This window comes from Shouchella miscanthi, assembly GCF_007725405.1.
GTDB lineage: Bacteria > Bacillota > Bacilli > Bacillales > Bacillaceae_D > Shouchella > Shouchella hunanensis.
The window spans coordinates 415,824-436,764 of the sequence record NZ_CP042163.1 but is presented as its reverse complement, the minus strand read 5'-3'; the positions used below and the strand labels follow the sequence as shown (position 1 = coordinate 436,764).

The window sequence follows — 20,941 nt, the reverse complement described above, 5'->3', positions numbered from 1 at the left end:
CGGTTTAACCGCCCTCTTCTTTACCTCGATAACTAATGACATAAAAATTCATAACCCACGCTATGAAACTGATAACCCCAATCAAGATAAGGCCAATTTCCCAGTGAAACAATTCTTCCCCTGTTCGGCTACTAGGAAGGAACCATATGATAAGGGCTGTAAGGAAAGCCAGTAGATAAAAGCTACTCCCGATAAACCCCATCATAATCGGGCGATTCCCTTTGTATCCACGATTCAGCACTCCCCAAGCAAGGACACTTATAATCGTACCGAATACCATTGCAAACAAAGGGCTCATATCAAACCCTATTAACGCTGGTACATATAAACACACTAGTGTAACTGAAAACAAGACGACATTTAGTCCAAATGTCAATATGCCCGCCTTTAAAGGAGATTGAAACCCGTTTTTTGTTTTTAATCGTTCTACAAGAACATGGCCTTCCAACATCCGAAGAAACGGTTTTAAGACTAGAAGGAATATGAGAAGAAAAATCCCTCCAATCAGGATGATTATGGTCACATGCTTTCCTCCCTTTCATATTCCAGTATGTCTCCAGGCTGACAATCTAGCACTTCACATATCGCCTCAAGTGTCGAAAACCGTACTGCCTTTGCTTTTCCGTTTTTCAAAATTGATAGATTCGCCATTGTGACACCAACACGCTCAGATAGTTCGGTCATACTCATTTTTCGCTTTGCTAACATGACATCTAGCCGAATAATTATTGCCATCTTTTACACCTCAAATCGTCAAGTCGTTTTCTGATTTTAGGCGTACCGCTGAGCGTAGTAGCTCTTGTAATACAGACGCAAAAAAGATAATGACCACAGTAATGAGCATAATCGTCAAGACAATCATGACAAATCCTATATGTATCGCATTCAGTAAAAATAAACTAATTAACCCAACACCGTACAAGATAATAATCGCGACTGCACAAAACTTAATATTTCCCAGCGTTTTAATGGCCCAATCTGTAAACACATAATCATTTTCTATTAAGCTCAATAATTGAAACGCCTGCTGGAGCGCAAATAAAAACGGTACAACTGTCATATAGACACCTGCTAAAACCGGAATTCGAAGATAGGCAAAACTCGGATTATCAATAGCAATATAGTGTGATAAGGGCGGTAACACCCAAATACAACTGATTAGTACTAGAACACCAAGGCTAATTGTAATGCCCTTTAAAAATAAAACTCTCCCACGTTGCATAGAACACCTCGGTACTTTTTTATCATTGTATACCATTTTTTTATCGTTTATCAATAAAAATCATGGTAGTCTATCGATTTTTCTTCGAATCTGACTCAGTCCAATGCTGAGAAGGAAAGTGAGAAGAAAATTGTCTAGTGGTCACCCTCTACTCTCATTTTATCGTGTTTTCTATTCCCTCATTAGGTAAAAAGCGTCTCTTCAGCTTTTTAAGATTATTTTTTCTGACAATGGATACACTAGAGACCACATCCCCCTTTTTTACTGGAACGAAGTCTATTTGACATTCCTCGTTCCGCTCTTTATACTAGGAATAATTCAAATAATTGATTCGATGACGAGACCGAGTAAGATTGAATTCTTATCCACAGAGAGTTGACATGGATGCTGAAAGTCAACGTTAAGACCTTTCTGAAAATCTTCTCCGAGAAGCAAAGCCGAACCGACCTTTTAAGCTTTGCCGGCTCCCTACCGATATGAAGGGCGCGTATGTTGGTACGTAGTGATGATGACAAACATGTAAACCACTACTTCTGTATGGTTTTTTTTATGTCTACTATTGAGTGAATAACACCTCGATCCTGCGACCTGGATGGAGGTTTTTTTAATTTTATAAAGAAGGTGATGACGCAAATGAGCGAAACGGCACATGTTCGTGAACAACGGGTACGCGAGCGTTGGGAAAAGGACAACACATTTAAACAGTCAATTGAAAAGCGTGAAGGAAAAGAAACGTATGTCTTTTACGAAGGCCCTCCGACTGCAAACGGAATGCCTCACGCAGGTCATGCGTTAGGACGTACGATGAAAGACTTTGTTGCCCGTTATAAAACAATGTCTGGGTATCAAGTTCTTCGTAAAGCTGGTTGGGACACCCATGGTTTGCCTGTAGAATTAGAAGTACAGAAACAACTTGATTTAAAAGGCAAAGACGAAATTAAAGCGTACGGCGTTGAAGCATTCATTGAAAAATGTAAAGAAAGTGTCTTTACGTATGAACGAGAATGGCGCCAATTTACAGAAGCACTTGGCTATTGGGTTGATATGGACGACCCATACGTCACCTTACAGAACCCTTACATTGAGTCAGTATGGAACATTCTTTCAACCATTCATCGGAACGACATGCTTTACAAAGGTCACCGTGTTGTGCCCTACTGTCCAAACTGTGAAACTTCTTTAAGCTCACACGAAGTTGCTCAAGGATATAAGGATGTTACCGATTTATCAGCTACAGCGAAGTTTTTAATTGAAGGAACGAAGAATGAATACCTTCTTGGCTGGACAACGACTCCATGGACGTTGCCTTCCAACGTAGCGATTGCAGTCAATCCAGATATGACCTATGTAAAAGTGGAAAAAGACGACGAAGTCTACGTTGTTGCAGAAGCATTAGCTGAAAAACTACTTGGTGAATCGCCGAACGTTGTAGGTACATTAAAAGGATCAGAACTTGTTGGTACGAAATACGATCCTCCGTTTAATTACCTTTCTTTAAATAGAGGTCATGAAGTAATTGGTGCCTCTTTCGTTACCGATTCAAGCGGTACTGGTCTTGTCCATATGGCACCTGCCCACGGTGACGATGACTATCAAGCTATCCGGGAAAATGGCCTTGATTTCGTAAATGTCGTAGATTCAAAAGGCCGTTATACAGAAGAAATCGGTCCACTTGCTGGTCGCTTCGTAAAAGATTGCGATGTAGATATTGTTAAGATGTTGGCCCATAACGGACGTTTATTCTCAAAAGAACGTTATGAGCATAGCTATCCACATTGCTGGCGATGTGATAGCCCCCTTCTCTATTACGCAATGGAAGGTTGGTTTATTGAAACAACGAAAATGAAAGATCAGTTAATTGCTAATAACCAAGAAGTGGATTGGCACCCAAGTCATATGCGCGAAGGTCGATTTGGTAAATTTCTTGAGAATGTGGTTGATTGGAACATTGGGCGTAACCGATTCTGGGGTACACCATTAAATGTGTGGGAGTGTGACTCATGCGACAAACAGGAAGCGCCTGCTTCTATTGCCGAACTACGTGAGCGTGCAGACCAAGAGTTAGGCGAAGATATTGAGCTTCATAAGCCATATGTTGATGGCATTACGTTTACGTGTGAATGTGGCGGAACGATGCATCGCACAAGTGAAGTCATTGATGTATGGTTTGATAGTGGCTCTATGCCGTTTGCTCAATACCACTATCCATTTGAAAATGAAGCATTGATGAACAAGCAATTTCCTGCTGACGTTGTCATTGAAGGAGTCGACCAAACACGTGGTTGGTTCTACAGCTTACTTGCGGTGTCAACTTTATTTACGGGGAAAGCTCCTTATAAGCGCGTACTTTCTCTCGGACATATTTTAGATGAAAACGGACAGAAAATGTCTAAGAGTAAAGGAAATGCCTTAAATCCAGTTGAGCTAATTGAAGAATTCGGAGCAGACAGCTTACGCTGGGCGTTACTTGCTGATAGCGCACCTTGGAATAACAAGCGCTTCTCTAAGAAGACCGTTAGTCAGACGAAGTCAAAAGTGTTAGATACGCTAGCGAATGTACATTCTTTCTATAAAATGTACGCGGACATTGATCGCTTCGATCCAAAAACAGTCGAGACTGGCAAGCACACGAAGCTTGATGAATGGATTCTCTCACGCCTAAATACTGTTATTGCAGAAGTGACAAAAAGCTTAGACGCATACGATGTCACGAAAGGCGCAAGAACCATCGCATCATTTTTAGACGAAATTAGTAACTGGTACATCCGTCGTTCTCGTGCGCGTTTCTGGGCGAGTGGTATGGATGAAGACAAACGTGCAGCTTACCACACGCTGTATGAAGTAATCACGAAAACAACGCAATTGATGGCTCCATTTGCGCCATTTTTGTCAGACGAGGTTTACAGTGACTTAGCTGGTGAAAGTGTCCATTTAACCGATTATCCAGTAGCCGACTCCACTCAGGTAAACACTTCACTTGAAGAAGAAATGGATGCGGTTCGCCAAGTAGTTGAATTGACTCGCTCGATTCGTAATCAAACAAGCTTAAAAACGAAGCAACCGCTAGCTCAGTTAGCTATTGTACCGGTGAAGCAGTCAGCAAATTTGGAAGCATATAAAGGCATCATTGCAGAAGAAACAAATGTAAAGACCATTTTACTTGATGCGAATCAAGACCAATACGTGTCCCAGCAAGTAAAATTAAACTTCCCAGTTGCTGGACCAAAGTTAGGTAAATCAGTTGGTCTCGTACAGAAAATGATTGCTCAATTTGGTGATACACAAACTCAACAATTCCTTGACGCTGGCAAAATGGTGTTAACCCTAGAGAATGATCAAGTCGTAGAAATTGAGAAAGACGATGTTCTTGTGGAAAAAAATCCATTACCAGGCTTTGAATTCGCTGAAGGTGATGACTACTTAGTCGTTCTTGACACAAATGTTACAACAGAGCTTAAGGAAGAAGGATTTGTTCGCGAAGTCATTCGTGCGGTTCAAGTTTATCGTAAAGAGCTTGACCTTCCAGTTGAAAAGCGTGTCCATTTAACGATTCATGCATCAGAAAATGTGGAAGACATTTTACAACGCTTTGAAACCTTCATGAAAAAACATGTTCTGATTGAGAAGCTTTCATTCGGTCAAGAAGACGATATGAAGTCCTTTGATGTTGAGGGCGAAACGGTTTCTCTTGGCATTCAAGATTGATAAGCTGCAAAAGAGAGGTTGCCATAAGTGGCACACCTCTCTTTTTTCTATTACACCTTTTCACTCCCTAACCGTTTGAACAACTCATCAGTTGTCATAATTCGAGCAAACTCGGTTTCAATTGTAAGCAGCGAAACTGTATGAATGGTTTCCACCTCAATCCTTGATAGCAAAAGCTACCGTGGCATCAGAAATAACCTATCTCTCACTACAAATTCATTCTGCGAAATCTGAATCTTCTTATTAGACGCTCGACCTTTCAAATGCTAGACTAATACTAATACAAAATAGGAGTGATAGAATGGTAGATTCAATTCCAATTCGCACGCTAAACGACGGCTTACAAGTACCTACTATTGGCTACGGTACTGCACAGTTGAAAGGTCATGCTTGTGTTCATTCAATTCAGAGTGCTATTGAGATTGGCTATCGCTTAATTGACTCAGCATTTAATTACGAGAATGAAGGCGCTGTCGGTGAAGCTGTTCGACGCAGTTCCACGCCAAGAGAGGAATTACGTATAACCTCAAAGCTACCAGGAAGGCATCATGCGTATAACAAAGCTGTTGAAACCATTCAAGAATCACTGCTTCGAACAGGACTCGACTATTTTGACTTATATCTTATTCATTGGCCGAATCCAAAGCAGGGCCTATTTGTTGAAGCGTGGCAGGCATTAATAGATGCTAAACGCTGGGGTCTTGTTCGCTCCATTGGCGTAAGCAACTTTCTTCCCGAACATCTCGACCAAATTATTAACGAAACAGGTGTTACACCTAGCATAAACCAGATTGAATTGCACCCATACTTCTCTCAAGAAGAACAGCGTGCCTATGATAAGAAATTAGGAATCGTTACACAGAGCTGGAGTCCACTCGGCCGCCTTCGTTCAGACAGTGTTTTTCATGATCAGCTGTTTGACGACATTGCCAAATCATATGGGAAATCAAAAGCACAAATTATTTTGCGCTGGCAAATTCAATTAGAGAACCTTCCGCTTGTACGTTCTTCAAATGTTTCTAGACAGCAGGATAATTTATCGATTTTTGATTTTGAGTTGGACAATCGTACGATGGATGCCATTAATCGTCTTACCCGTGAGAACGGACGAATTGATAAACAAAACCCGAACGAGTACGAGGAGTTTTAAAAGATGCTCATGCTCCTTGTATCATTAGAAAAGGAATCATTTCAAGAACAGATAAAAGCGCTACTGATGGATGACTTTCGTGAGCATTGCCTCAAGAGGCCTCCATCTAACGCGCTTTTCTTCCTTCTATTCCTAAGAACAAAACCTTCTGATAGCATGCTTCTCAGCACCCTCCTCTCTCTTTCTTTTAAATAATCATTGCAAGTGACGCAACGTTACAGTGTATACTTAGGCTATAATGATAGAGATCCATACTACGATGCCAGGAGTGTACGTTTTTATGCTAAATAAAATGTGGTTTCAATTAGGTGTTGGTATTCTTTTACTTATTCTAATCATCAAGAATGTTGTAGAGATCCAGTGGCTGTTTGAACCAATTTTCATTGTGATCACATCGATTCTAATACCAGTATTACTTGCAGGGCTTTTATTCTATATTACAGAACCGCTTCACCGATTTTTAATGAAAAAAATTCCTCAATGGGCTTCAGCATTGAGCATTTTGATCCTTGTCGCCACATTGGTTATGATTGGCGCAATGTTTATTTTAGACCCATTAATTGACGAAGCGAATAAATTAATCCGCAATGTTCCTATGATCTTCCAACAACTCGAAGAATTTGTTATGCCTTATATAACAAATAGCGAGACAACTGCGTTTGATTTAGAACAAACCATTGGGTCTCTCCTTGATTCACTTGAGAACATTATTGTCGTGAGTTCAGGCTATATTATTTCATTTTTGAGTGGTGCCATTACAACTATTCTTGCTTTAATACTTGTGCCGTTCTTTTTCTTCTTTATGATGAAGGACTATCACCGTTTTGCACCTGCCATTGTTCAGTATTTCAAAGGCGAAACAAAGCAATGGATGGCGAAGCTGCTGCACGAAATCGATTTCGCTTTAAAAAGCTACGTACAGGGACAAGTATTGGCTGCATTAATCTTAGCTATTCTGCTTTTTACAGCCTACTCCTTCGTTGGTTTAGATTACGCCTTACTTCTTGCTTTACTAGCTTTTCTATTAAATATGATTCCTTTCTTAGGCCCATGGCTAGCATTTTTCCCAGCATTCATTATTGCGCTCATTCAAGACCCTATCTTGGCGATCTGGGTTTCTGTTATTACGTTGGTTGTTCAGCAAGCGGAGAGCAACCTTATTACACCAAACATTATGGGTAAAAAGCTCAGCGTACATCCCATTACAGTCATTACCCTCGTCCTTGCAGCAGGAAATATAGCTGGTTTTCTCGGAATGATTATTGCGATCCCGACCTATGCCGTCGCAAAAGTGATTGTAACGAATATTTATGAAATGCGCCAAAACGTTCAAAAAGAACTTTTCAAAGACGTAACATAAGGAACGCTAACAAATAAAGAAGATAGTAAAAAGACGAACAATCTCATGACCATTGAGGTTCGTCTTTTTTCTATTTTACTACCCTCTTTCTATCGACATCTTTCTCCCTATTTCAGTTATTCCCCTGGAAATAATCACCCGTATCTTGTCGATATAACCTATTTCCCCCTTTATTATGTATACTTTCAGCGTATCGTTGCACACTACTTTAAAAGTGAAATTGTTTGATTAAAAGAGGTGAAACAAATGCTTTGGCAACCTATTTTAATTTTAGGCGCACAATTGCTTTATGTGCCTCTTGTTGTATTGCGAACGCTTATGATGGTCAAAGGAGAAAAAGAACGTTCTGCTTTATTTGCGACGCTAGAAGGCGGCGTACACGTCATTTCTTTATCCATTGTTTTTAGCGATTTATCAAATCACTTAAACATGGTCGCATATTCACTTGGTTTTGGATTAGGGATGTACCTTGGCTCCATTGTTGAGGAGAAACTGGCAATTGGCTATGTATCCCTTCAGGTTAACACGTCTTTCCATCATAAACCATTAATAGAACGCCTTCGTGATGCCGATTTTAGTGTTGCGCTTACAACGGTTGAAGGGATTGAGTCGATACGTGTAAGACTGGATTGCACCGCTCGGCGTGATCGAGAACAGGAGTTTATGACGATCGTGAATGAGTGTGATCCAGACGCCTTTGTCGTCTCATTCGAAACGCGGAATTTTCAAGGTGGTTACATTAAAAAGAAAGCAGCAAAAAGAACATGGTTTCGTCGGGAAAGTCGTCCACTTACAGAAGAATAATGATTTTGAGTGTTAGGTTCCCCACTTTTCAAATAGATGATCAACCTTTTTAACAATCATCTGTTCAGAAACGGTTTGCACTGTTCTGTTTTGTACCACTGATTTACCTGCTACAACGACATCTGTGATGGCTGTTGGCTGCATTGCGTAAACAAGATTTGCGAAGAGCTCATGCTTTGGCAAAAGAGAAAGGTCGCTTGTGTCTACTGCAAGGAAATCCGCTTTTTTGCCAATCACAAGCTCGCCTGTATCTACTTGCAATAAGTCAGCACCATTTTTCGTTCCCATCTGAAAAACTTGATCTGCTGTCATGCATGTGCCATCAAGAGTTTTTACCTTTTGTAACAGTGAGCACATACGCATCTCTTCAAATACGCTAATTCGATTATTACTACATGCTCCATCGCTCCCAAGACTAGCGCGTACGCCAGAACGTACAAGTTCAGGTATGCGAGTAATGCCATCTGAAAGAAACATATTGCTTGATGGACAATAAGCAAGGCCAGTCTTTTTGCTTCCAAGCAAATCAATTTCTGATTGATCGAGCCAAACCAAATGGATAGCTAGCATGCTTTCATCCACGACTCCTAATGAATCTAAATAATGAACCGGTCGTTTATTATATTTCTCTAACGTTTCCTCCACTTCAAACATTTCCTCCGAAACATGTATATGAAAAGGGGTTTGCAATTCTTTGGCTAGTTTATGACCTGCTTGAATCATTTCTGGAGAAGCAGCATGGGGACTGTGAGGAGCTGGATGAACATCAACCATAGGATGATTCTGATACTTAATCGCTAGTTCCCTCGTACGCTTCGTAGCATCTGTTACAGACTCTTGATAACTTGATGGTGCCCCATCCCAATCATACATGGTTCTAGCAAATACTAAGCGAATACCAACGTCTATAGCCGCTTGAATCACAGCTTCATCTGTTTTCACTCCATTGTTATGTACATAAAAGAAATCACTTACTGTTGTTACACCGTACTTTACCATTTCTCCAAATGCGAATAGCGCACCTGTATAAATCGCTTCTTCGTCTAAAAGAGGCGTATACTTGTAAAGCGCTTGATCACGCCATTCTAAAAATGGCCGGTCTACAGCTATCCCCCTTAACAAGCTTTGAAACGAATGATTGTGGGCATTCACAGTCCCTGGAACAATCGCTTTTCCTGCCCATTCGATCTTTGAGACCTCGCGATAGGTTTCAATTAATTTGTCAAAAGGACCAATATCGTGAATGACATCACCCTTTACGAGCACTGCGTAGTTTTTTTGAAACGCGCCGTTCGTATAGACTGAATCTGCATGATACAGTATCATCACATACTTCCTCCTTCTCGATCAATCTCCAAAAGCGTACGCAAACAAACATTTGCAGCTTTTTCAATATCCTCCATCTTACTTTCTTCTTCAGGGCAGTGACTTTTTCCATCTACACTAGGAACAAAGATCATTCCAGCAGACGTAAGAGATGCCATATGAGCTGCATCATGACCCGCCATGCTGCCCAAGCGCATCGTAGGAAACCCTCCAATTTCTGCTTGTCGTTCCATGACAGTCATGACGTTTTCACTCATTGCTACAGGAGCTTGATTCAGCCTTACTTTTGTCTCGATCTGAACACCATAAGTTGTTTCTACATAAGCTTTTTTCTCTTGAAGCTCCTGTTGAACTTTTTGCAAATCCTCGGTTTTCTCTCCTCGAATCTCTACTGCTAGTACCACTTCTCCAGGAATAATGTTGGTAGCGTTCGGCAAAACGTGTATTTGTCCAACTGTTCCAACAAGTTCGGCTTTTGGGAAATCCGTGCAGACATTCTTTACTGCTAGAATCAATTCTGCTGCAGCTACAAGGGCATCGGTACGATCTGTCATTACGGTTGTGCCGGCATGATTCGGAACCCCTTTTATCGTTAGCTCTTCACGATAAATTCCTGTAATCCCCGTTACTATTCCAAGAGGTACTTGAGCGTCTATTAAACGCTTACCTTGTTCAATATGAACTTCAAGATAAGCTAGCAGATCGTTTTCTCTTCGCACACAGTGATCAAATTGTGCAGCGTTGCCACCAGCCCTTTCTAACGCATCGATAAGCCTCATACCATCTGCATTTCTAACCCCTTTTATCTGTTCTGCCGTTAGTTTTCCAGCCATTGCACGACTCCCAAAAGTCGAGAGACCAAACGGGTTCGGCTCCTCGGCACTAAAAGATACTAACTCAACATCGTGTTCGGTTTCAATTTCGTTTTCTTCTAATGTGCGCAATATTTCTAACCCAATTAATACGCCGAGAGCCCCGTCGAATTTCCCTCCATTCGGAACCGTATCAATATGAGAGCCACACACAATGCTTCTCTTCTTTTGGCCGACACGTTTTCCCCATATATTTGCTGCTTCATCAGTATGCACGTGCACATTAAGTTTGCTCAATTGTTCTTTTAACCAGTCTCGTGCCTTCAGCTCTGAATCGGTAAACGTTGTACGATCTAATCCACCTCCATCATTCTGTCCAAATTGACTTAATTCATGAATGGAGTCGCTTAACCTTTTCCCATTAATGGTTACTGTTTTTACATTCATCTTAATCACCCTTCTTAAGCGGAATATGAACGCCTTTTTCATTTGCTACATCCAATGCACGATCATAGCCTGCATCTACGTGTCGAACGATTCCCATACCAGGATCTGAAATCAACACTCGTTTTATCCGCTCCTTCGCTAACTGACTGCCATCAGCCACTAGAACTTGTCCTGCATGAACGGAATAGCCCATACCGACACCGCCACCATGGTGAACGCTAACCCAGCTTGCCCCTCCAGCCGTATTAATTAAAGCATTTAAAATGGGCCAATCTGCAACGGCGTCACTGCCATCTTTCATTCCTTCTGTTTCGCGATTTGGCGATGCTACAGAGCCACAATCAAGATGGTCACGCCCAAACACGATTGGTGCTTCCAGTTCGCCACTAGCAACCATCTCATTAGCCCTTAGAGCAAAACGATCACGATCGCCATAGCCAAGCCAACAAATTCGCGCCGGTAGCCCTTGCCACTTCACCATTTTTTGAGCCATTCTAATCCAGTTCACTAAACCTTCATCTTCACGAAACATTTCTAAAGCAAGTCGATCCAATGTGTATATATCCTCTGGGTTTCCTGAAAGGGCTACCCATCTAAAGGGACCTTTTCCTTCACAAAACAAAGGTCGAATGTACGCTGGTACAAATCCAGAAATATGGAATGCATTGCTGACACCTGCTTGTTTTGCATAGGCGCGGATATTGTTGCCGTAATCAAATGTTTCTGCTCCTGCTTTTTGTAAATCAAGCATAGCTTGCACATGCTTCCCCATCGCTTCAATCGAGCGCTTTTCGTATGCTTTCGGGTCGTTTTCTCTTAATTCATTCGCTTCAGCAAGGGTTAACCCATTTGGAACATACCCGTTCAGAGGATCGTGGGCGCTTGTTTGGTCGGTAACAAAGTCCGGGGTCACCCCTTTGTCTACAAGCGCCGGCAGCACATCAGCACAATTTCCTACAAGACCAATTGAAGCTGGCTGACCACTAGAAGTGAATTTTTCAACAAGCTTTAGTGCTTCGTCTAACGACTCAACGAGAACATCACAGTAACCTTCTTTCATCTTCCTTTCAATTCGAGACCGATCGACCTCGACCACAAGAATAACAGCGTTTGCCATTTTTCCTGCTAATGGCTGGGCACCGCTCATTCCGCCCATCCCGCCAGTTACAATAAAACGACCTGTTAAATCTGGCGTTCCAAACGCTTTCTTTCCTGCTTCAATAAAGCTTAAATACGTGCCTTGTAATATGCCTTGCGCTCCAATATAGATCCAACTTCCAGCTGTCATTTGACCGTACATCATTAACCCTTTCTCCTCAAGATCATAAAAGTGATCCCAGGTTGCCCACGATGGAACTAAGTTAGAGTTAGCAATCAACACTCTTGGTGCAGCTTCATGGGTGCGGAACAATCCCACTGGTTTGCCAGACTGTACGAGGAGCGTTTCATCATTATCTAGCTCTTTTAATGAAGCAATAAGCTGGTCAAAACTTCTCCAATCCCGAGCCGCCTTACCGATTCCACCATAGACAATCAAGTGGTCAGGGTCTTCAGCAACTTCTGGATCAAGGTTATTAAGCAGCATCCGCATTGCAGCTTCTTGAGCCCATCCCTTGCATTGCAACTGATTCCCTCTTGGTGCACGTACTGTGCGCTGTCCAGTTTGTTTCTTCATTAAATTAGCCCCCTTAACGAGTTAAATGACTACTCCATTCGTAACAACAAGCTTGCCGTCTTTAAACACTTTGTCTACCATATTGACGCCAACATGGTATTGTAAATACGTATAATTTGGTGCATTCCAAAACACAAGATCAGCTCTTTTTCCCGGTTCCAAACTTCCAACTACTTGTTCTTCGCCAATAGCACTCGCAGCATTTATTGTTGCCGCAGTAAGAACTTCTTTGGGTGTCATTCCCATTGTTAAACAAGCTAAGTTCATGACAAACGGCATTGATTCAGTTGGGCTTGACCCTGGATTTCGGTCTGTTGACAGTGCCACAGCAACATTGCTAGCAATCATTTTTCGAGCATTTGCTGGTTGTTCCATTAAGAAAAATGCAGTTGCAGGTAGTAATACACCAATGACACCTTTAGCCGCCATTTTTTCTATCCCTTCATCAGAAACCTTCAAAAGATGATCTGCAGAGATGGCGCCAACGTCTGCAGCAAGCTCTGCCCCACCATACGAAACGATTTCATCAGCATGTATTTTCGGAATGAGTCCGTGTGCTTTTCCAGCTTCTAAAATGCGCTTTGATTGTTCAGGTGTAAATACGCCTTTTTCACAAAAAACATCATTAAATCGAGCCAAGCCTTCCCTCGCTATGGAAGGAATCATGTTATCTACAATCCTATCTACGAACGTATCTTGATTTGTTTTATATTCTTCCGGAACAGCGTGAGCCCCCATAAAGGTTGATACAATTGTGACAGGGTGAATGGCATTCAAGCGTTTTGCTACTACCAATTGCTTGCGTTCATTTTCTAATGACAGTCCATACCCACTCTTTGCTTCAATGGTTGTCACTCCATGACGTAAAAAGAGATCAAGCCTTTCTTTACCAACAGCCATTAGTTCCTCTTCAGTCGCTGCTGCTGTTGCTGACGTTGTACGATGAATGCCTCCACCTGCATTCATAATGTCCATATAAGCCGCACCTTGTAACCGCATTTCAAATTCATCTTCACGACTACCTGCAAACACTAAATGTGTATGGGGATCAACAAGACCAGGCGTAACAAGATGCTGACTTGCATCAATCAATGTCACAAGCTTCGTTTGTCCATGATCACATACCGCTTTCCACACCTCTTTATCCGTTCCCACTTTTTTAATTAATCCATTCTCAATCCATACGCCACCATCTTCAATTACTTTAAGATTCGTTTCCATTTCACGTCCCTTTAACGGACGACTCGCTTCATTTGTTACGAGCTGACGTGCATGTCGTATGACCATTCGATTTGAATTCACCGTCTTCCCCTCCTTTACAACAACACTGTATTTCTAACCGTACTCTATACAAATACTTTTCGTGATGAAGAGCTGTTTTCCTTTAATCGGTCCTTTTTATCTTTATTTTCAAAAAAGAGTTGACGCTTACTCACACTCTCTATATAATTCAAAATGTTAACGTTATCATTTTGAGTCAGGATTGGTGAAGGAATGGCAAATATGAAAGAAGTCGCAAAGGCAGCAGGTGTCTCCACTATCACTGTGTCAAGAGTGATTAATACACCGGAACTCGTAAAAGAAAAAACGAGAGAGAAAGTGTTAAAAGTAATAGGAGAGCTACAATATCAAGGCAATCAAGCAGCTAAAGCGCTCGTTACCAAGAAAACGCGAGTCATACATATTTTTATTTCACAGGACATACAATTGACCAACCCTTTTGCGATGAACTTTCTAGCTGGTGTTAGTGACGAATTAAGCAAGCAACACTATTCTTTTTTAGTTCGTCGAGAATGGGATTATCCATACAAGTGTGATGGCATTATTGCAATGAGTGTTACCGCAGATCAAGAAGCCCTTCTAGACGAAAAATTTGATGTTCCTACTGTCTTATTCGGACACTCATTACCTACTTATGATTGGGTGGATGTCGATAACTATCAAGGTGCCTACGAAATGGTTACTTATTTAATTAAACTTGGCCATAAAGACATTGGTTTGATCGTTATTAACGAGAACAGACAATTCGTTTCTGATCGGATTAACGGCTACAAACAAGCCTTACTGGACAATGGTATTTCGTTTTCTTCAGATAAAATCGAGTTCGCTGAGAACAAAGAGGATATTGGTTATCTAAAGACCATTGAATTGTTTGAGCGTACTCACATGACTGCTTTATTTTGCATGAGCGATGAGCTAGCGCTAGGAGCCATTCGAGCTGCACGTTTGTTAAAGAAAAACGTACCTCATGATTTGTCCATCGCAGGCTTTGATGGATTAGGCTACGAACTCTTAACAGACCCAAAAATTACAACAATCCATCAGCCTGTATACGAAGTTGGGAAAGAACTTGCTACTATCCTTGTTCAGCGGATTGAGTCACCCGATGTAGCACTGACACAACGAATGATTAGCCCTGTTTTACGCGTCAATAATTCTGTATTTCAAGCCATTCATTCTTGAAAGCAGATTCTTGCTCAAAATGATAACGTTAACATTATGTTGAAAGCGCTTTTATAAAGAGGAGGAGGACTGACTTACATTGAAAGTGAAACCTAATTTTCTGAAACGATATAAACAGCAACTACCGCTACAACTTATGGTTATACCTGGCGTCATTTTTATGATTATTTTTACGTATATTCCCATCTACGGAATTGTCGTCGCGTTTAAAAGCTTTTCCGTTACAGACACGATTTCTTCTGCACCATGGGTAGGCTTAAACAATTTCAAAATTGCCTTTAGTGATCCGTTTTTTTGGAGCGCTGTTCGTAACACGTTAGCAATCAGCTTTCTGAAGCTACTGATTGGATTTACAGCACCCATCCTTTTGGCCATTTTAATCTTTGAACTAAAGGCTGGCTTATTTAAGCGTTCGGTTCAGACAATCTCGTACCTCCCTCACTTCTTATCATGGATCGTCGTTGGCGGTATGTTAACGAGCTGGCTTTCTACAACGGGCTTGTTAAACAGCTTTTTAATGACCATTGGCATCCTTGATGAACCGCGGAACTTTCTTGTTGAAGCACAAAGCTACTGGATGATTGCGGTTTTATCTGATGTATGGAAAAGCGTTGGCTGGGGAACGATCATTTATCTCGCTACGATGGCAAGCATTGATCCAACCTATTATGAGGCTGCAAAAATCGATGGTGCCACTAAGCTCCAACAAATCTGGCACATCACCCTTCCACTAATGTCCTTTATTATCGCGCTTATGTTCGTTTTAGCTGTGGGTGGCTTGCTTGGCTCCAATCTAGATCAAACACTTGTGTTAATTAATCCGTTAAATGCTTCTCGAGCAGAGGTGATTGATTCATACGTTTACAAGATTGGTCTTGTACAAGGCGATTTCTCTTATGCCACAGCGGTTGGTTTAGCGATATCCATTATCTCTCTTATTCTCGTTATCATTACACATAAAATCACGAAAAAGCTTAACAATCGTTCTATCTTTTAAAAGGAGGCATGTGCTATGGCTGTTTTACAACCAAAATCAACTGTACCTACTAAACGTAACAAACCAGCCGGCATTAAAGAAAACCGTCTGTTTAATACACTGAACGTTCTTTTCATGATCGTCTTTACAACGATTATTATCTTTCCGATTTGGGATGTCATTGTTGGCTCTTTTAGCAGCTCTGCCTCCGTTGCAACGCCAGGGATTCGATTATGGCCAGAGCAGATTTCTCTAGATGCTTACCGGGTTGTCTTTAACGACCCTAGCATTTGGAACGCATTTCTTATCTCTGTATTAAAAACCGTTATCGGTGTAACGACCTCCGTCTTTTTTACAGCGATGGTTGCCTACGCCATGAGTAAACAAGACCTAATCGGAAGAAAGATCTTTATTGCCCTTGGTGTCGGGACGATGTTTTTCAGTGGCGGTATGATACCAATCTATTTACTAATGCGCTCATTAGGGTTACTTGATAACTTTTTAGTTTACATTATTCCTGCTCTTTTCAGCTTTTACAACATGCTTATTCTCATGAATTTTTTCAGAGAGATTCCGACTTCTTTGGAGGAGTCGGCACGTATAGATGGCGCTGGTGTGTGGCGCATTTTCTTACAAATCATCTTACCGTTATCAACACCTGTACTAGCCGTTATTGCTCTTTTTAATGGTGTTTACCAATGGAATGATTTTATGACCGCTCGTTTGTATATTACGAATGAAGCGCTTTATCCGATTCAAATGAAACTGTACGAAATTATTGTTCAGCAACAAGCGGCTAATATGCAAAATGTCGTCGGATCAGTCATTATCCCGACATCCTCCCAGACCATTCAACTTGCTACAATTGTTGTCGCTACCGTCCCAATTGTGTTGGTTTATCCGTTTTTACAACGGTTTTTAATATCTGGAATGATGATTGGAGCAGTAAAAGAATAGCTCGTTTTTTATTTACTAAAGGAGGCGTTACTATTGAGAAAAAATGTAATGGGATTCATGTCAATTGTTGGTTTCGTTATGATCACTGGTTGTAGTAGTTCTGGTGCAGAAGTGTCAATCGATGACTTAGAAGAGGCTCGTTATGAGATTGATCCGAATACACCAGCTTGGCAAGTTGATGATGAAGAAAATGTTGAATTAACGTGGTATGTGAATGCCGAATGGTTTGACCGTGCTTACGGAGAGGATGTCATTACAAAAAAGTTGAAGGAAGATTTAAATCTTGATATTACCTTTATAACAGGTGACGATTCAAACTTAAATACGCTCTTTTCCGGCGGTGACTTGCCTGATTTGATAACAATCTTTGATGGTCAATCACAAGCAGCATTACGTGCACCGACTTGGGCGTTACCACTAAGAGAATTGGCTGATCACTATGACCCTTATTTCCATCAAGTCGCACAAGAGCAAACCTTAGATTGGTATCAACTTGAAGACGGGTATACGTATGGTTACCCGAGTTATTCCAATACAATTGACGATTATCAAGCAGACATTATTCCTGGGTCGGATGCGTTCATAATTCGCGAAGATATTTATGAAGCGCTAGGCGAGCCTGATTTGTCGACACCGGAACAGTTTATAACCAGCTTACAGCAAATGAAAGAAGCATTTCCTGACGTTGTTCCTTTTGCTTTCAGAGGGTTTGGTTCAGATGGTGATGTCGGTTCAATTGGTGACACGTTTCAAAATCACCTCGGTGTCCCCATTGCAGACGAAAACGGCGACTGGTATAACCGAAACTTAGACGACAGCTACTTAGACTGGATTCGCACATTTAACGAAGCCTATCAGCTCGGTTTGATTAGCGATGATAATTTCTCTGATGATAATACCGTTTTTGAAGAAAAAGTGGAGCGTGGCCAGTACGGCTCTGTTTTCGCAAGCGGCATCGCTCAATTATCCGGCTCCTTGCAAACCAATGTGGCTAGAGATCCTGATCAAAGGTATATAGCGGTTGATGGTCCAAAGAATCCAAACGGGAACGAGCCAACCTTAAATCAAGCTGGCCTTTCAGGTTGGACAGTCACCTATATTACTAACAAAGTGTCTGATCCGCAAAAAGCGATTCAGTTATTTACCTACCTTCTAAGTGACGAAGGACAATACTTAACAACATTTGGTGTTGAAGGCGAAACGTTTGAATTCAATGAAAATGGTAAAGCCGTCTTGCACGAAGAAGTATTGCAAATGAGAAATGACAATCCAGAAGAATACAAAAAGTCTTATCGTTTAGGTGAATTTTGGTTTTTTGGACATGATGGATTTGCACTTGAACACGGCGAAAACGAAGCGTCTATCGCAGTTGATCAAATTCAGAAATGGACTAAGGGAAAGCTTAAGCCACAGTTTCTTATTGAAAACATCAATCCGGATCAAGGGACTGCTGAGGCACGCTCGTTAGTGAATATTAATTCTACTTGGGCGACCACTTTAGCAAGTATGATTCGAGCAAAAGACGATGCTGAATTTGACCGCCTCCTTGGCGAGTATGAAACATTTCTCGAAACAAATAATTTCGCTGCTGTCGAAGCCATCCGTAATGAAAAAATGAATGAGAATCGAGAGCGACTCGGTTTATAACGTTAAAAGCGGGCTATCCTGTCCGCTTTTTTCACAACGAAGGAGCGTGTTAAGATGAACGAACATTACACAGAAGGTACTGTACCAAGTACCCTTTCATTTAAAGATCGAATTCCTTATCAATACAATATGGTTTATCCGTCTTTCGATCCTCAAGATCGGGTAACATTTTCACTTGCTGGAGAATGGAAGAAGCTGCGGTTTCGTGCGAATCATAACTGGTCCATGCATGCTCGCACCGAAGACTGGATTGCGAAAACCGAACAAGAGGGATTTGCATCATATTCGTACAATGATGAGGGGTGGGAAGCGAAAACATTGCCAGCCCCTGAAAATCATCTAACCGGCAAAGAGGAGGTACATGCAGCAGAAACCTACGAAGATGGCGTATGGTATCGTAAAACCATTCACTGGCCCGAAGCATACGCTGAACAAGTCGTCACCTTAAAATGTTTAGGTGTTTCGTATATTTGTGATTTTTGGATCAATGAATCGTACGTTGGCTATCATGAGGGTGGATTCACGCCGTTTGCATTTGATGTATCCACCCTATTAAAACCAGGAGAAAATCTCATTGCTGTGCGCATTGATAATCCACCATGGACAACAAGATTAGATACGGTTCCTGCTGTAAACAACGACTTTTTCAATTACACTGGCATCATTCAAGATCTTTACTTAGAGGTTGTTCCAAGTTTATACATTTCAAGAGTAGACGTTGTTCCTCTTACTTTGCAAGGAAAATTGCAAATGGAATATGTGCTAGAAAATCGCTCAAGTGAACCGGTAACAGCACTCATAAAACCGCGATTTTTTACAACGGATTTTCAATCCCCTGACTGGTTGAAGAGTCCAAAAGCAAAAAGCATATGCAAAGATGAAGTACCTGTGCCAACTGCCCAAGCGACAACAGTCACCCTTGCTTCCGGGGAAAGCAAAAAAATAAAAGAGACGGTCACGATTGAGCAACCACAGATCTGGAGCATTCGTGAACCCCATTTATATGTGTTAGGTCTTCAGCTTTATAACGATGATGCTCTCATTGATTCGTTTTACACTCAGTTTGGATTCCGTACACTGGCAACCGATGGGCCTCGCATCAAGTTAAATGACCAATCTGTCTTTTTTGCTGGTGTTGCTCGACATGAAGAATGGCCAGAATATGGCCGAACGGCTTCATGGGAACGAATTGTGGATGATTTAACTGTTCTCTCTTCTTTACACATTAATCTAGTTCGTACAGCTCACTACCCGAACCATATTGAAACCTTTATCGCCTTGGACCGATTTGGTTTACCGAGTATGGCTGAAATTCCTTTATGGCAATTTGAAACAGCCCATTATGAAGCTCAAGAAAGAAGGGGCATTTCTTATCAAATGTGGAGAGAAATGATCTTTTCCAGCTATAACCGTCCATCCATCGCCATGTGGAGTACTCAAAATGAATCAAAAGATGTCACGCTTCGAAAACACTATAATGAGACACTGGTTCATGAAACGAAAACGAACTACCCTGATGGACGACTGCTTACACAAAGCTCAGCAGCGGATCAGCCCGGGTTTCATGATCCTTCTATGGAACCGCTAGATGTGGCAGGATGGACGATGTATTTTGGTATTTTTCACGGAAGTACGCCTTATGAAGGAACAAAGCATTTTATTGAGCACGCACATAATGCGTGGCCTGATAAGCCTATTATGAATACGGAATATGGAATATGGAGCAATGCGGATAGAAGCTATATTGAAAAGCAAGTCGAAATCTATCAAGATGTTCAGCTCGCTTTATTAGAAAAGGCGACGGTTACGCCAGACGGTGAGCATAATCCAAACGGATACGTGTCTACAATCGACTATTGGACTGCATTTGACTGGTATGTGAACCATAATCAATTTTACCAAACGATGGGAATCTTCCATATGGATCGCCAAACCAAGAAGCCTCTTTATCATCATTTTGTACATGACCATCAACGCTTATTGCAGCAAACGAATGGCTTTGCCTATAAAGAAGTGATTCCGCCACAAACATTAACCGTCACCATTGAACAAGTGAACGAAGTGCAGCAAATCATTAGGTTGTCGAAAAAAGAAGATCTTACAAGTGCCAACTATTTAATCGTTCATGTAAGTCATTTTTCGCAGCCTGACCCCGTTGTCATCCATTTGCATTCAGATGAGGGTGAATCGAGTTTTACAACGTATAATCTTGAAGAATACACCGTCATTCCATTATGGCGCTTTGAATATAGCGTACAAAAAGCGGTGCAATTCGTTTCAATCACTCATAACAAAGGACAATCACTAACAATCGAGGGGGTTTACAGAAGCCATACTGGAACTCTGTAAGCAGTTAAACAACTTAAGAAAAACCTAGTACTCCACTGTAGCAGGAGT

Annotated in this window: 16 protein-coding genes; 9 read left to right on the top strand and 7 right to left on the bottom strand. The window is 41.4% G+C overall.

The window, feature by feature from the left end:
• Positions 1–4: 4 nt before the first annotated feature.
• Genes FPV17_RS02260 through FPV17_RS02250 form a run of 3 tightly spaced genes read right to left on the bottom strand, consistent with a single transcriptional unit; the run spans position 5 to position 1,222 of the window.
• A complete protein-coding gene (locus FPV17_RS02260; RefSeq protein ID WP_144557740.1) occupies positions 5–523 on the bottom strand; it encodes a hypothetical protein in 519 nt (172 codons plus the stop codon).
• Positions 520–735: a helix-turn-helix domain-containing protein gene (locus tag FPV17_RS02255; RefSeq protein ID WP_035392935.1), complete on the bottom strand. Its 216-nt coding sequence runs from the start codon at positions 733–735 to the stop codon at positions 520–522. The genes FPV17_RS02260 and FPV17_RS02255 overlap by 4 nt, the downstream gene beginning before the upstream one ends.
• A gap of 10 nt (positions 736–745) precedes the next feature.
• Positions 746–1,222, bottom strand: coding sequence for a DUF2975 domain-containing protein (locus tag FPV17_RS02250; protein WP_038476414.1), 477 nt, complete (start codon positions 1,220–1,222; stop codon positions 746–748).
• 633 nt (positions 1,223–1,855) lie between these two features.
• Here FPV17_RS02250 and ileS point away from each other — a divergent pair.
• From ileS to FPV17_RS02230, 4 genes are all read left to right on the top strand, one after another.
• On the top strand, positions 1,856–4,927 hold the full coding sequence (gene ileS, locus FPV17_RS02245; RefSeq protein ID WP_144557736.1) for an isoleucine--tRNA ligase: 3,072 nt from the start codon (positions 1,856–1,858) through the stop codon (positions 4,925–4,927).
• A gap of 301 nt (positions 4,928–5,228) precedes the next feature.
• Positions 5,229–6,077, top strand: coding sequence for an aldo/keto reductase (locus tag FPV17_RS02240; protein WP_035392936.1), 849 nt, complete (start codon positions 5,229–5,231; stop codon positions 6,075–6,077).
• A 280-nt stretch (positions 6,078–6,357) separates the two neighbouring features.
• Entirely contained in the window at positions 6,358–7,437 is a 1,080-nt protein-coding gene (locus FPV17_RS02235; RefSeq protein ID WP_144557734.1) for an AI-2E family transporter, read from the top strand.
• 246 nt (positions 7,438–7,683) lie between these two features.
• Positions 7,684–8,241, top strand: coding sequence for a DUF2179 domain-containing protein (locus FPV17_RS02230; RefSeq protein WP_144557732.1), 558 nt, complete (start codon positions 7,684–7,686; stop codon positions 8,239–8,241).
• 12 nt (positions 8,242–8,253) lie between these two features.
• Here the strand turns inward: FPV17_RS02230 and FPV17_RS02225 are convergent, their stop codons facing one another.
• From FPV17_RS02225 to hutI, 4 genes are read right to left on the bottom strand one after another with little or no spacing between them, the layout of a single operon-like run.
• Positions 8,254–9,567 carry an amidohydrolase family protein gene (locus FPV17_RS02225; RefSeq protein WP_246117106.1) on the bottom strand — a complete coding sequence of 438 codons (1,314 nt, stop codon included), beginning with the start codon at positions 9,565–9,567 and terminating at the stop codon, positions 8,254–8,256.
• Complete coding sequence (locus FPV17_RS02220; protein ID WP_144557728.1) at positions 9,567–10,826, bottom strand: M20 family metallo-hydrolase; 1,260 nt, start codon at positions 10,824–10,826, stop codon at positions 9,567–9,569. Before FPV17_RS02220 ends, FPV17_RS02225 begins: the two co-directional genes overlap by 1 nt.
• A gap of 1 nt (position 10,827) precedes the next feature.
• Positions 10,828–12,501 carry a urocanate hydratase gene (gene hutU, locus FPV17_RS02215; RefSeq protein ID WP_144557726.1) on the bottom strand — a complete coding sequence of 558 codons (1,674 nt, stop codon included), beginning with the start codon at positions 12,499–12,501 and terminating at the stop codon, positions 10,828–10,830.
• 21 nt (positions 12,502–12,522) lie between these two features.
• Positions 12,523–13,788: an imidazolonepropionase gene (hutI, locus tag FPV17_RS02210; protein ID WP_035393008.1), complete on the bottom strand. Its 1,266-nt coding sequence runs from the start codon at positions 13,786–13,788 to the stop codon at positions 12,523–12,525.
• Between the two features lie 207 nt (positions 13,789–13,995).
• Here hutI and FPV17_RS02205 point away from each other — a divergent pair, with 207 nt between their 5' ends.
• From FPV17_RS02205 to FPV17_RS02185, 5 genes are all read left to right on the top strand, one after another.
• On the top strand, positions 13,996–14,964 hold the full coding sequence (locus FPV17_RS02205) for a LacI family DNA-binding transcriptional regulator (protein ID WP_081761984.1): 969 nt from the start codon (positions 13,996–13,998) through the stop codon (positions 14,962–14,964).
• An 85-nt stretch (positions 14,965–15,049) separates the two neighbouring features.
• Positions 15,050–15,961: an ABC transporter permease gene (locus FPV17_RS02200; RefSeq protein WP_035393010.1), complete on the top strand. Its 912-nt coding sequence runs from the start codon at positions 15,050–15,052 to the stop codon at positions 15,959–15,961.
• A gap of 15 nt (positions 15,962–15,976) precedes the next feature.
• Entirely contained in the window at positions 15,977–16,897 is a 921-nt protein-coding gene (locus FPV17_RS02195) for a carbohydrate ABC transporter permease (protein WP_144557724.1), read from the top strand.
• A 33-nt stretch (positions 16,898–16,930) separates the two neighbouring features.
• On the top strand, positions 16,931–18,544 hold the full coding sequence (locus FPV17_RS02190; protein WP_035392939.1) for an extracellular solute-binding protein: 1,614 nt from the start codon (positions 16,931–16,933) through the stop codon (positions 18,542–18,544).
• 54 nt (positions 18,545–18,598) lie between these two features.
• Complete coding sequence (locus FPV17_RS02185; RefSeq protein WP_144557722.1) at positions 18,599–20,893, top strand: glycoside hydrolase family 2 TIM barrel-domain containing protein; 2,295 nt, start codon at positions 18,599–18,601, stop codon at positions 20,891–20,893.
• Positions 20,894–20,941: the final 48 nt, after the last annotated feature.